The organism is Undibacterium sp. Ji83W (genome assembly GCF_049340385.1).
Taxonomy (GTDB): Bacteria; Pseudomonadota; Gammaproteobacteria; order Burkholderiales; family Burkholderiaceae_D; genus Undibacterium.
Genome location: NZ_JBMPOZ010000005.1, coordinates 157,476 through 170,885, shown reverse-complemented (window position 1 = coordinate 170,885; position 13,410 = coordinate 157,476). Strand labels below are relative to the sequence as shown.

Sequence of the window (13,410 nt, the reverse complement as noted above, 5' to 3'; positions counted from 1 at the left end):
AGAGAAGCCATGTCTGCCATTTGGAAACCATCCGTCACTGTAGCCGCAATTATTGAGCGCGACCAACAGTTTTTCATGATTGAAGAAGAAACTATTGATGGCGTGCGCATCAACCAGCCCGCCGGTCATCTGGACCCCGATGAAAGCCTGCAACAAGCCGTCATCCGTGAAACGCTGGAAGAGACCGCGCACGACTTCACACCGACCGCATTGATAGGCACATATCTGTCGCGCTTCATTTCACCGAAGACCGGTGAGGAAGTCACTTATCTGCGCTTCGCATTTACCGGCGAACTGGGCGCAGCACACGACCGCGCCCTCGATACCGGCATCTTGCGCACCGTGTGGATGAGCTACGAGGAGATCGTGGCGGCACAAGACAGGCATCGCAGCCCTCTGGTGATGCAATGCATAGACGATTATTTGCAGGGCAAGCGCGCGCCGCTGTCCCTGTTGTTTACCCATCCAAGCGCACTTGGAAACTTGGAACCGCAAAAATGAGCAAGAAAAAAGTAGTGATAGGCATGTCAGGCGGCGTTGACTCATCCGTCTCGGCATGGCTGCTGAAAGAACAGGGCTATGAAGTCATCGGCCTGTACATGAAAAACTGGGAAGATGACGATGATTCAGAATACTGCTCCACCCGTGAAGACTGGATAGATGCCGTCAGCGTTGCCGACGTCGTCGGCGTCGATATCGAAGCCGTGAATTTTGCCAGCGAATACAAGGACCGAGTCTTTGCCGAGTTCCTGCGTGAATACCAGGCTGGCCGCACACCCAACCCGGATGTGCTGTGCAATGCCGAAATCAAGTTCAAGGCCTTCCTTGACCACGCCATGAAGCTGGGTGCCGATTACATTGCAACCGGCCACTATGCCCGCGTGCGTGAAATGAATGGCCAGTTCCAGTTGATGAAAGCAATGGACGCCAGCAAGGACCAGAGCTACTTCCTGCACAGGCTGAACCAGAAACAACTGGCAAACACCCTGTTCCCGCTCGGTGAAATCCAGAAGACAGAAGTACGCAAGATAGCCGAACAATTGCAGTTGCCGAATGCGAAGAAGAAGGATTCAACTGGCATCTGCTTTATTGGTGAACGCCCTTTCCGTGAATTCCTTAACCGTTACCTGTCGTATAAGCCAGGCAATATCCAGACGCCGGAAGGTGAAATCATAGGCCAGCATGTAGGCCTGAGTTTTTATACTCTGGGCCAGCGCAAAGGCATAGGTATAGGCGGTATCAAGTCGCACCAGAATGCCGACGGCAGCAGCGACGCCTGGTATGTGGCGAAAAAAGATGTAGAAGCCAACACCCTGTATGCAGTGCAAGGCCATGATCATCCCTGGCTTTTGTCTGCAGGTCTGGAAGCGGGACAAGTCAGCTGGGTGGCGGGTGAAGCACCGCAAGCTGGCGACCTGTCTGCCAAGACGCGCTACCGCCAGCCTGATGTCGCCTGTCATTTCAGTGGTGACACTGAGCGCTTTCAACTGGACTTCCCGCAAGCGCAATGGGCGGTCACCCCTGGCCAGTCTGCAGTTTTGTATGATGGTGATGTTTGCCTGGGTGGTGGGATTATCGATGCAGCCAGCCGCTAAGCCATTTTGCTGACAGTCAATCTCCAGCAAACGATCGCCACAAAATTGTATGCCTACATGTCTGTGGGCATTTGTCGGCGGGCATTTTTTACCACTTGGTAAATAATCAAATCTATTTCAATTCGCTTTCATAAATGCCGACAATCTTTTCAATTACACCACCATTAGCTTGCGTAAATTCAGGTAAATTCAGAACAAAATTTGATGTATTTTGTTTATTCTGACAAATCTCCTAAATAGACCAAATTATCCAAAATATGTACGGAGAGAGACATTCATCGATTTGACACGATTCATTTCTTTACAATTTAAATCGATGAAATTATATTTACATTTCTATTTCACCGGAAAAGCCAGCCGATATGAATCGTCCTGATACGCAATCCCTGGGTGGTACTGTTAATGCGCGCATAGGCAAGGTCTATATGAACTTGTCAAAAGCGCACAGAAAAGCAGCCGATTATGTGCTGTCGAATGTATTTCGATCAGCCACCATGTCTATCGATGAGCTGGCAAATGCCGTCGGCATCTCGGTCGCCACGGCAAATCGCTTTGCCAGGGCGCTGGGCTTTGAAGGTTATCCGCAATTCCGTGCTGAACTGGTGTATGGCTTTGAAGCCATGCTGGCACCTATCGATAATCTGCGCAGCGAAATCCAGCGCCCTGCCACCAGCACAGAAATCATTTCCAGCTCTCTCAACGAAGACATGGCCAATCTGGAAGCTACCCGCCGCGGCCTGGCTCCCGATTTGTGTAATCAGGCGGTACGCCAGATCCTGAATGCGGAAAGAATTTACATCGTCGGCTACGGTGCCAGCGCCTTTCTGGCTGGCCTGATGGCGCATAGCCTGGACCCATTTTGCAATACCGTGCAATCAACACTGGGCTCAGGCGGGCCATCCAATGTCGCGCGCCAATTGTTCAAATACACGGAGCGTGACCTGGTCATCGGCATTTCTTTCCCGCGCTATGCAGAAGATGTGGTGACCATTTTGCAGCAGTTACGCGACAAGGGTGTGCCCATCCTGGCGCTGACGGATGCACCAAGCTCACCATTGGCTTCGCTGGCGAATATCACCCTGTATGCGCAAACCCGGCGTAATTTCTCACCGAATTCTGAAGGCGCAGCTCTGTGCCTGATAGAAGCGATCTGCAGTGCTGTCGCCCATCAGGCCAAAGCCCCCGTGCATGCGGCATCTGAAATGACCAAGTTCATGCTGCCATGGCTGTATCAAGAACCAAATGCCACCACCCGCAAATCGCAGGCAGCTGCAGCCAGCAAGATCATCGACATGGACAGGCCGGCTTAAGATGAGTGCACGTGCCGCTATCGCCATCCACGGTGGTGCTGGCACGATCTTGCGCAGCAGCCTGACTGCGGAACAGGAAGCCCGTTATCTGCATGCCTTGCGGTCTGTGGTCACTGCGGGCAATGATCTATTGGCACAGGGTGGCAGCGCGCTGGATGCAGTGAGCCTGGCCGTCAGCCTGCTGGAAGATTGCCCGCTTTTCAACGCAGGCAAAGGTGCGGTATTCACCAATGCTGGCACCATGGAAATGGATGCCGCCATCATGGATGGTAAAACCCGCCGTGCAGGTGCCGTCGCTTGCATACAGCATGTGCGCAATCCCGTTAGCGCTGCCAGAGCCGTCATGGAGCACAGCCCGCATGTCTTGATGGTGGGCAAAGGCGCAGAAGAGTTCCTGCGCCAGCACGGCCTGCAATTCGAAGACCAATCTTACTTTCATACTGAAGAGCGCCACGCTCAATTACAACGTGCAAGGCAGGAATCTGGCGTGCTGCTCGATCATGATGCAGCGAATTTGCTGAACATTTCATCTAAACCTGCACCACTTGATCCCGATAAAAAATTTGGCACGGTAGGCGCTGTCGCGCTGGATGTGCATGGCAACCTGGCTGCAGCCACTTCTACCGGTGGCATGACCAACAAACTGCCTGGCCGCGTCGGTGACACCCCCATGCTGGGTGCAGGCTGTTATGCCGATAACCAGACCGCTGCCCTATCTGCAACAGGTACCGGTGAAGCCTTCATGCGCAGTCTGGCGCTGCATGATATTGCCGCGCAGATGCAATACCTGGGACTTAGCCTGGAACAGGCTGCCAACAATGTCGTCATGGATAAACTGCCCTTGTATGAAGGCCAGGGCGGCATCATAGGCATAGACAGGCTTGGCAATATCGTCATGCCTTTCAATACCGAAGGCATGTACCGTGCTTACCATCGAACAGGCGAAGCAGCATTTGCTGCGATTTATGCAAGCTCAGAGCAAATAAAATAAGCGGTAGTTTTGCCTTCCGATTACCGGGAATACTTATGTAAAAAACACCTATACTGCGGTTGTTTTCATTCCCTGAGTTTAAAAAATCATGCGTAATTTTCTTCCCAAGTTTGCGGTCGGCCTGATCGTCTTGTTGGTCCTGTTCATCTTCAGCCCCTTCGCTACTATCCCCGCTGGCCATCGCGGTGTGTTGACAACATTTGGCAAACCCTCGGATGAGGTTTACAGTGAAGGCATACACTGGGTCTGGCCTATCGCCCAGAAATTGCAAAAAGTCTCCGTCGCCATACAAAAAGGTGAAGGTGACGGCGATGCTGCTTCCAAGGATTTACAGACCGTGCACACCAAGATCGCTATCAACTATCACGTCAGGCCAGATGCAGTGGTATCGGTCTTTCGTGACCTTGGTAACGAACCTGGCGAGCGCATTATCATCCCCAGCGTGCAAGAAGCAGTCAAGGCTGTGACCGCCCGCTTTACCGCTGAAGAATTGATCTCACGCCGCTCACAAGTGCGCGATGAAATCATCCTGGCCTTGAAAGAACGTATGGCAAGACACGGCCTGGTGGTCGATGAATTTTCCATCGTCAATTTCAACTTCAGCCGCACCTTCAATGAAGCGATTGAAGCCAAGACCACCGCTGATCAACTGAAGATGAAGGCCGAGCGTGACCTGCAAAGGATAGAAGTCGAAGCCAAACAAAAAGTATCCCGCGCCCGTGCTGAGGCGGAAGCCCTGGCCTTGCAAAGACAGCAAGTCACACCAGAACTGCTACGCCTGCGTGAAACCGAGAACCAGGCCAAGGCCATAGAAAAATGGGATGGCCATTTGCCAACAACGACTGGTGGCGCTATCCCCTTCATTAATGTTGGGAAATGAGCTGGCAAATAAGTTGCAAAGTAAGTTGTTAAATAAGTCGGTAAATATTCAGCAATAAGCGAGGAGCAAGCCAGCCATGTCAGACCAAAAATCATCCGCCCGTTTCACCGCGTTTTGCATACTCTTGCTAGTCATCTGGTATGTCATGGACAGCCCCATCGATTTAAACCTGGACTGGAGTCCGGATGATTTTGATATTTTTTCTGACAATGGTTTTTCCATCGGCGGCATCGCTGTTGCACTGGTCGCCATCGTCTTTGCCATGATCATGGCGGGGCTGGTGATTGCCGGTGTATCGTTCTTGCTCGTGGGTTTTGCGGTGTTGATAGGTGGCTTGCTTTTGATGATCTTTTCGCCGTTTTTATTGCCGGTTTTATTGCTGGTTGTGGTGCTGGGGATTTTTAAGAGGAAGTCGCGGTAGGGGAGAATTGTTGTAATCTGAAATGCGGGCAAATTGGGCTGTTGCTGTTGCTGCTGCTGTTAGGTTTGACTTTGGGGTTGCTTTTGGTTTTTCGCAGTTCCCATGTGTAGGCGCCGTTTGTGCAGTACAGAAAATGGATCAAGAAATGAACGTTGTCTGAGCGTAGCGAGTTTCGGGCATTTCCCATTTTTTGTACTGCACAAACGGGAACCCCGCAGGGGCGGCTACGCCTGGGTCGCCTTTCTTTGAGTTCTTTCTTTGGCGACGCAAAGAAAGAATTTCGGCCGCCGGGCCGAGACCCGGCTTGGTTCTACGGAGGGCAATCGCTTTAAACAAAGTACGGCAATGCAACGAAAACCACTGGAGCGCTGGACTCCAGCTTTCGTAATGACGAATACGTGCTTGATAAGCCCAGTGTTGGGCTGATAAAGCGTAGCCCAACCTACGTGAAATACGGCAATGCAACGAACGCCGTTGGAGCGCCAGCCCGGTAGCCTCCTGCCTACGCAGGAGCGACGATAATTTGAATAGGGTTTATCGACTGAACCCCATCCTCATCCCAACCTTCTCCTTGAAGGAGAAGGGGCCAAAAACGACAGCCGTCACCTGCACGCTACTTGAAAGCTTACACAGTCTCAGCAGAAATAACCTGCGCTGCGGCATTCACAACCGCCGCAATACGACCCACATCGCGCAATTGCGTGGCTGACATGCCTTCCTTCTTCAACAACTCAAAATGCGATTTCACGCAGAAATGGCATTTGCCGATGATGGAGGCCGACAGGGCGTACATTTCGAAACGGCGCTTATCAACACCACCATTGGTGGCATAGGCATTCATGCGCAACTGCGCAGCCTGGGTTTTCAGGTCGGCATCGTCTGCCATTTCCACATACGGGTACCAGACATTATTCATGCCCATCAAAGCCGCTGCTGTCAGCGCTGCATTGATTTCTTCTGGTGTGATTGCGCCACTGGATTTGATGGCTTCAATGATCACTGTACTTTTTGCTGCGAAGGCAGCTGCCAGCGCCACGCCTACCGCATCATTGCCTTCCAGGCTGGAGCGGGCGATCGTGCCATCGATGTTCAGGCGGATATCCTTGGCGTAATCAGGGATACGACTTTTAATTAAATTCAAGAATTCCATAGCATTTACCTATCAAAAAGTGGTTTTAAAACCCGCCGTAGCGGGTTTATTTTACATCTACAGCATGCGCGCTCTAAATTACAGAGTTGCGCCGCCTACTGTACGGTTGCATGGGCACAGTTCATCTGTTTGCAGACCATCCAAAATACGCAGGATTTCTGTAGGGTTACGGCCAACGTTGAGGTTGTTGACAGAAACGTGTTGAATAACATTGTCAGGATCAACGATGAAAGTCGCGCGCAGTGCAACACCGGCGTTGACATCACGTACACCCAGCATGTCTACCAAAGAACCTGTTGCATCGCCGAACGCGTAGTGGTTCAGTTTGTCCAGGTCTTTGTGTTCACGACGCCATGCCAGTTTGCAAAATTCGTTATCTGTAGAACCGCCCAGCAAGATAGCATCGCGGTCTGCAAAGTCGTTAGTCAGCTTGGCAAATTCAACGATTTCAGTTGGGCATACGAATGTGAAATCTTTTGGATAGAAGTAAATGATTTTCCATTTGCCTGGGAACGAAGCTTCAGTGATGTCCTCGAATGCGGATACGCCATTTTCTTCGTGATGATTGAAGCCTGGCTTAGCTGCTGGGACTTTGAATGCGTCGAGTTTTTGACCTACGGTTTTCATTAATTTCTCCTGATTGACATAACAAGATGGACAATATGTCCACAACGACGAGAAGCATATCACTATGAATTTCAAATATCCAATAGATTTTAACTACCGTCCAATTAGCTAAAACCTTGTCCGGGATATTCAATAAACAGGCTATGCGTGTGTAGATATGAGATAAGGCGTAAAGTCAAAAACTCAAGCCTATCTGTCGTGGCGGCGGTGCGCCGAGGCCAGCAGCGTAAACCAGAATATGCTGCCTTTGCCCTCTTCGGTTTCAAAGCCGATTTCACCGCCCATTTTTTCGACAAAGGTTTTGGTGATATTCAAACCCAGGCCAGTGCCGCCCTGTTGCCGGGTATTGGTGCCATCTGCCTGGGCAAATTTCTTGAAAATCTGCTCCCTGAAAGCCTCAGGTATGCCTTGGCCATGATCTTCCACCTCGACCTTGTAGATGCCTGAGATGTCGGTAATCCTGATTTGCACTTCGGCACCCGCGTGCGAAAACTTGGCGGCATTTGACAACAAATTGGCAAATACCTGCATGACACGCACATTGTCGCCCATGGCCCAGGCATTATCTGGATGGTCAACGATGCGATAGCGTACGTTCAGTGCTTGCGCGTAACCGGCATTGGCTTCTATTGCCTGCCTGGTCACGGCAACCAGGTCGAAACGTTCTATATTGATGACCATTTTTCCGGATGCCAGTTTTTCCATATCCAGAATGTCATTGACCAGGACACCAAGGCGCTGGCAATTGCGGTGTGCGACCTTGATCAATTGCATGGTCTTGGCTGTCAATTCACCGGCTACACCGCTTTCCAGCAAACCCAGTGCACCTCGTATTGAAGTCAGGGGTGTACGCAGCTCGTGGCTGACGACAGAAATGAATTCTGACTTGATGCGGTCAGCCTTGCGCTGTTTAGTCAGGTCCAGTACAAAGCCCACCCATTCTTCCAGCGAACCTTCCAGTTGTGCCAGACCAACCATGACGGGAATGCGCACACCGTCCTTGCGTATCAACTCGCCTTCATAGGGTTTGGCCTGGCCATGCAGGCGTATTTCTGCCATGGCATTTTGATGGGCGGCGTGGCTTTCTTCTGTGGTCCTGTCCAGCCAGCACATGCCAAATTCAGCAAATTCCAGTCTTTGCACACCCGCCAGTTGCAGCAATACATCATTGGCTTCTGTCAGCGTACCACTGAGATTGCCTTGCATGATGCCGATGAGGCTGGAATTGACCAGGCGACGCAAGCGTGATTCACTGATCAGCAGTGCTTCCAGCATGCGTGATTTTTCCTTGCTGGCTTGTTCTGCCGCATCCCTGGCTGCCACCAGGCTGCATTCAGCTTCTTTCATTTGCGTAATGTCACGCACACTGAACACCCGCCCTACCCGTCGGTCCCGCATGAATTCTGGTTTGGAAACACAGATAAAATAACGCCCGTCTTTCAGGGTCATTAAATCTTCTGTTTCCAGGTTCGGGTCATCACGGATTTTTTCCAGGCTGGCAAAAAAACCATCTGCCTCTTGCAGTGCATCTTTGAGGTAGGCAAACATTTGCGCCTCATCTCTGGAGGCAAGCAATTCATCTTTCAATTGCCACATGGAAGAAAAGCGCTGATTGATATTCACGACATTACCGCTCAAGTCTACCGACAAGATACCTTCGGCAGTTGCGTCCAGCGAACTCTGCAATTGCGCCACCAGATGCACATGGCCTTCTACCAGTTCTCGTCTGTGGGTAATGTCTTCGGCATGGATGATAAAAAACTCTTTACCGTTTTCAATAAAAGTTGAAACACGTTTTTCTACCGGGAAAGAAACACCGTGGCGATTGATCCATTCACTTTCCGCAACTGCCCGGCCTTCGGCATGCGCATCTGCACGCAAGGCTTCCCAAAAGAACACATCCTGCAATGAACATTCTATATTTGCCAGAGGCAGGCCCAACAGCTCGTTCCTGGCGTAGGCCAGCATCATGCAAGCCAGCTGGTTGACATCGGCCAGCACCATATGTTGCATATCCACCACCAGAATCGCTTCGCGACTATGGTCGATGATATGGCGCAGTAATCCATGGTTCAAAACGGATACTGACTGTGACATGCCGGCGTCGGTCATTTCTGCTAATTCTGGCCTGGTAAAGGGCCGCCCTGTGTTTTCTTCGATTGCGAGTCAAAATAATAATTGACCCTTTTGCGCGGGTTCAGGTAATTGAAAATTACCCTTGGCAATAAACCTGGTCGTATGCTGGCGTTGATGGATAGCTCTTTGCTCTCTTCTGCGAGGTCCAGGATGATGGCGTCTTCCTTGGGTATCTCGGCGTCATACACCAGCACGCGTGGCCGCAAGGGCTTGCCCACATTCACATTCATGACCAGACCGACTGCCTCATTGGACAACCTGACCAGGGTGCCGGGTGGATACACGCCCAGGCTCTTGACCAGGGTAGCCATGATGACCCCATCAAACTGCGTGCGCCTGTGCGCATACATGGTTGACAAGGCTTCATGCGGGGTCAGCGATTGCTTGGGATCATTGTGATTGCACAAATTATCGTACACATTGGCGATGGTCACAATACGCGTATGTATGCTGATCGCGTCGCCTTTTAGTTGATGCGGATAACCGGTGCCGTCCATGAATTCATGATGCTGGGCAATCACATCCAGCGCTACCTGAGGCAAACCGGCTTTTTTACCCACCTCCACGCCATATTCAGGATGCAGCTCAAAGAAATTTTGCTCAGGCCGGGTCAGGGGTTCGGTCTTGTTGATGATGTGTTCAGGCACGTTGACCTTGCCCAGATCATGGAACAGGGCGGCAATGCCTATTTCCTTGATCATCTCATCGCTGCATTTCATTTCATTGGCCAGCATCATCGCCAGCACTGAAACATTCAATGTATGGAAATACAATTCTTCATTACCCGCAGTCTGCTGTATCAGGTGCATGACAGTGTCATTGCCGCTCAGCAGGACTTCTGACATGCTGTCGACCAGCTTGCCTGCTTCTATGATGGTTTCCTTGGGTCTGGAAAAAATCAGGCGGTTGATATTCTTGACCACACTGGCAGCCTGCACGAATTTTTCTTCGCAGCGTGCAATTTCATCACGTTGTTTTTGCAGTTTTTCAAAACGGGCGCGTTTGGCGTCCATGATGCTGGCATACACCCGCTTTGGCCCTGACTCGCCCGAACTGACAGGGGCGGCCTGGGGCGGGTTCACTGCTTTGGCCCCTGCCGGATCAGACTTCGACGGGATATACCGTACGTGCTTGAGCTTGAGCGCGATCAGGTCATCAATTTGCTGCTGACTCGTGATCTTGAACGAGTTCATCGGAAAAGAATGCTGGAACCAACTCAGGTCGAGTTTGATGAACATTCCTATCCGGATCTGATCAATCACAATTAGCTGGCTATCATCAGACATGGGGACGCAATAATAAGTATTTCTATTGACGATAGCATACGCCCCCCTCATTTGCAAAAACCTTAGCTCAGGAGAAACAATTTCTGACGATGTGCGTGCATAAATGCAGAAAAATCAGCCTTTTTAGCTCGCAACGTTATAATCCCTTCCCTGACTATTTTGAAAGTGACTCATTGTGTCCGATCGTCTTGCCGTCCTGCCCCAATATTTAATGCCTAAACAGGCACTGACCGTACTGTTCGGCAAATTTGCCAATGCAAAAGCAGGCAAGTTCACGACCAACCTGATACGCTGGTTTGTCGGTAAGTATCAGGTGAATATGCAGGAAGCTGCCAATCCAGACATCAGCGGCTATGCCAGCTTCAATGAATTTTTCACCCGCCCGCTACGCGCAGGTGCCCGCCCGCTGGCCGAAAGCGACTTGCTGAGCCCCGTAGATGGTGCCATCAGCCAGTTTGGCCCGATACAAAAAGACCAGATTTTCCAGGCCAAGGGCCATAGCTATAGCACCACCGCCCTCGTTGGTGGCGACAAGCAGTTGGCAGCCTTGTTTGAAGATGGCGGCTTTGCCACCCTGTACCTGAGCCCGCGCGACTACCACCGCATACACATGCCTTGCGATGGCCGCCTGACGCGCATGATCTATGTGCCGGGGGCATTGTTCTCCGTCAACCCAACCACGGCACGCGGCGTACCTGGCCTGTTTGCCCGCAACGAACGTGTGGTTTGCGTATTTGAATCAGCCTTTGGTCCCTTTGTGCTGACCTTGGTAGGTGCCACCATCGTGGGCAGCATGGCCACCGCCTGGCATGGCATGGTCAATCCACCCCGCAGCGCTGAGGTACGCGAGTGGCGTTACGACGACCAGCAAATCATCTTGAAGAAAGGTGAGGAAATGGGCAGGTTCTTGCTAGGCTCTACAGTAGTCATGCTTTTCCCGAAAGGCACGGTGGATTTCAATCCAGCCTGGACACCAGCCAAAGCCATCTGTATGGGTGAGGCCATGGGCATGCATCCAACTAAATAATATAGTTTCTGCTCTACAGTTTCTGCCTTTTAAGCCTCCTGCGCTTTAAACACTGCCATCTCCAAACACTTGCCCAGGTATTCCCGTCTCGGAATGCCTGGCTAAGTATCAGCCCCGGTAACACTCCTCCCTCGTAAAAAAGCGACAAGTATTTGTCAAAAGCATTGCTTTTAAGAAAATTTTCCAGCGTATTTAGTTTGCCACTTTAATGAGCAAGGCAAAAGTAAACCTTGAACTGATGAATATCAATAAAAAACACTTGCCAAACTAGTTCGAATATTCAATAATCTAAATAAGAATTGTTATCGTTTAGATTTGCAAGGTAAAATATGACTACAAATGATGCTATTCACCAATCCGCTGATCTGGCTAATTCAACAGCGACAGCGGCAAAGAATCAGGCTCCAAAAGAGATTCCGCGTATCAAGAGCGGTGATTTGATGCAACAAAAGCGTGAATTGGAAATTGATCATGCGGGTCGTATTTATCGACTGCGCATTACGCAACTGAACAAGCTGATATTGACAGCGTAAAACGCTGATCATATTTGGAGACTGGGCATGCCAGGTGGAACGCTGATGAACGAAGAATTATCGGGTTTGACTGCTACATCCAAGCAGCCTGAATTGCTGGTCTCTGCAGTGTTGCACCTGATGTCGCATTACACGGTCAACAGCACGAATAGTGCAACGCAGGACGAGGCTGAGCAAGCAAGTACCAAGCTGGCATCAGTCATAGAAAGACATTTGTATGTGCTGGCGAATTTGCCGGATCTGGCACCTGTGCTGAAAGCCACTTGCCAGCAGTTATCCGAGCAATGGGCCAGCCTGGTAGAAAAGAAGGCCGCGCAAAAAACCAAACTGCGCAAATTAGGCTGGTTGCTGGCCTTCTCTGGTAAAAAATCTGCATTAATGGAGTAATTCATGATTGTATGTGTTTGCAATAATGTGTCGGAAAAGAAAATTCATCAGGCTGTCGCCATGGGCGTCAGCACGATGGCTGAACTGCGCGAGCAACTCGATGTTGGTACTTGCTGCGGCAAATGCGCAGGGTGCGCACGCAAAGTAATGCGCCAATGTATGGATGAGCAAAGCAATAGTGCATCCAGCTTCCAGAATTTCATTCAACAATTACACTTCCAGCCCAACGCCGTCACTGCGTGAGCTTAGCCATGTCCACACTTACATTACAATCAGCTCCACAAGATTTCACTGCCCCCAAATCTCGCGTCTTTTCTTTTGCCGCCATCGTGGTGGCTCACCTGGCGCTGTTTTATGCACTGGAACACGGCCTGCTTTCGCATGCAGTACAAATGTTGCCAAAAGAAGTGATGATGACCTTTGTCGAGCCACCTGCAGTCAAGGCAGAACCACCACCCAAGCCTATCCCCACAAAGAAACTGACCTCGGTGCAGGTGCCAGCACCTGTCGTGCAGCACATCACACCAGTCGTAGAGATACCTGCCGATGTACATCAGATCACCACACAGGCGGCACCACCTGCCCCGCAACCAGCACCGCTGATGGCCAAGGTAGAAGCCAGCCCAACACCGGTAGTCGCTGCCCAGCCAAAACAAATCAGTGCTGTTGAATATGTGCGCGCACCTCAGGCAGACTACCCGCCTATGTCCCGACGCATGGGTGAAGAAGGCAAAGTGACTTTGCGCGTGCTGGTCAATGAAAAAGGCCAGGCAGAAAAAGTCGACGTGCAAAAATCATCCGGTTCCAACCGCCTTGACGAAGCTGCCAAAGTCGCCATTTTGCGCGCGATTTTCAAACCTTATCTGGAAGATGGTAAAGCCCAGACTGTGATTGCTACAGCCACTATCAGCTTTTCCCTGAGCACCTGAGAATAAAGAACCCTCCCCGGGAGAGGCCAGATTGCGGAAGTCTCGCAATCTGGCCTTTTTTTATCGTGCTGTAACCTGAACCCAGACTTATATTTCTTTGACGAGCATCAGGACACATTAGATGCTTCAGTAAACTGC

General features: G+C 50.8%; 15 protein-coding genes. 11 read left to right on the top strand and 4 right to left on the bottom strand.

The annotated features are described in order from the left end of the window. Positions 1 to 9: 9 nt before the first annotated feature. The 6 genes from ACO0LD_RS11450 (at position 10) to ACO0LD_RS11425 (ending at position 5,197) form a co-directional block, all read left to right on the top strand. Entirely contained in the window at positions 10 to 501 is a 492-nt protein-coding gene (locus ACO0LD_RS11450) for an NUDIX hydrolase (RefSeq protein WP_423006964.1), read from the top strand. Further along, a complete protein-coding gene (mnmA, locus tag ACO0LD_RS11445; RefSeq protein WP_423006772.1) occupies positions 498 to 1,595 on the top strand; it encodes a tRNA 2-thiouridine(34) synthase MnmA in 1,098 nt (365 codons plus the stop codon). The genes ACO0LD_RS11450 and mnmA overlap by 4 nt, the downstream gene beginning before the upstream one ends. Before the next feature lie 362 nt (positions 1,596 to 1,957). After that, complete coding sequence (locus tag ACO0LD_RS11440) at positions 1,958 to 2,905, top strand: MurR/RpiR family transcriptional regulator (RefSeq protein ID WP_423006770.1); 948 nt, start codon at positions 1,958 to 1,960, stop codon at positions 2,903 to 2,905. A gap of 1 nt (position 2,906) precedes the next feature. Beyond that, entirely contained in the window at positions 2,907 to 3,896 is a 990-nt protein-coding gene (locus tag ACO0LD_RS11435) for an isoaspartyl peptidase/L-asparaginase family protein (protein ID WP_423006768.1), read from the top strand. Between the two features lie 88 nt (positions 3,897 to 3,984). Next, complete coding sequence (locus ACO0LD_RS11430) at positions 3,985 to 4,776, top strand: prohibitin family protein (RefSeq protein ID WP_423006766.1); 792 nt, start codon at positions 3,985 to 3,987, stop codon at positions 4,774 to 4,776. 76 nt (positions 4,777 to 4,852) lie between these two features. Next, positions 4,853 to 5,197 (top strand): hypothetical protein, encoded by a 345-nt coding sequence (locus ACO0LD_RS11425; RefSeq protein ID WP_423006764.1) that lies wholly within the window; start codon positions 4,853 to 4,855, stop codon positions 5,195 to 5,197. Positions 5,198 to 5,822: 625 nt separating this feature from the next. Here ACO0LD_RS11425 and ACO0LD_RS11420 read toward each other — a convergent pair. The 4 genes from ACO0LD_RS11420 to ACO0LD_RS11405 form a co-directional block, all read right to left on the bottom strand. Continuing rightward, a complete protein-coding gene (locus ACO0LD_RS11420) occupies positions 5,823 to 6,347 on the bottom strand; it encodes a carboxymuconolactone decarboxylase family protein (protein ID WP_186950911.1) in 525 nt (174 codons plus the stop codon). A 78-nt stretch (positions 6,348 to 6,425) separates the two neighbouring features. After that, on the bottom strand, positions 6,426 to 6,974 hold the full coding sequence (locus ACO0LD_RS11415) for a peroxiredoxin (RefSeq protein WP_110255121.1): 549 nt from the start codon (positions 6,972 to 6,974) through the stop codon (positions 6,426 to 6,428). Positions 6,975 to 7,163: 189 nt separating this feature from the next. Next, complete coding sequence (locus ACO0LD_RS11410) at positions 7,164 to 9,086, bottom strand: PAS domain-containing sensor histidine kinase (protein ID WP_423006762.1); 1,923 nt, start codon at positions 9,084 to 9,086, stop codon at positions 7,164 to 7,166. A gap of 5 nt (positions 9,087 to 9,091) precedes the next feature. Next, entirely contained in the window at positions 9,092 to 10,396 is a 1,305-nt protein-coding gene (locus tag ACO0LD_RS11405; protein WP_423006760.1) for an HD-GYP domain-containing protein, read from the bottom strand. Between the two features lie 175 nt (positions 10,397 to 10,571). Here ACO0LD_RS11405 and asd point away from each other — a divergent pair, with 175 nt between their 5' ends. The 5 genes from asd to ACO0LD_RS11380 all read left to right on the top strand — a co-directional run bounded on the left by asd (position 10,572) and on the right by ACO0LD_RS11380 (position 13,272). Then, a complete protein-coding gene (gene asd / locus ACO0LD_RS11400) occupies positions 10,572 to 11,423 on the top strand; it encodes an archaetidylserine decarboxylase (protein ID WP_423006758.1) in 852 nt (283 codons plus the stop codon). A gap of 329 nt (positions 11,424 to 11,752) precedes the next feature. Then, on the top strand, positions 11,753 to 11,956 hold the full coding sequence (gene hemP, locus ACO0LD_RS11395; protein WP_423006756.1) for a hemin uptake protein HemP: 204 nt from the start codon (positions 11,753 to 11,755) through the stop codon (positions 11,954 to 11,956). 27 nt (positions 11,957 to 11,983) lie between these two features. Beyond that, entirely contained in the window at positions 11,984 to 12,343 is a 360-nt protein-coding gene (locus ACO0LD_RS11390) for a hypothetical protein (protein WP_423006754.1), read from the top strand. A gap of 3 nt (positions 12,344 to 12,346) precedes the next feature. After that, positions 12,347 to 12,586, top strand: coding sequence for a (2Fe-2S)-binding protein (locus ACO0LD_RS11385; protein ID WP_423006752.1), 240 nt, complete (start codon positions 12,347 to 12,349; stop codon positions 12,584 to 12,586). Between the two features lie 8 nt (positions 12,587 to 12,594). Further along, a complete protein-coding gene (locus tag ACO0LD_RS11380) occupies positions 12,595 to 13,272 on the top strand; it encodes an energy transducer TonB (RefSeq protein WP_423006750.1) in 678 nt (225 codons plus the stop codon). Positions 13,273 to 13,410: the final 138 nt, after the last annotated feature.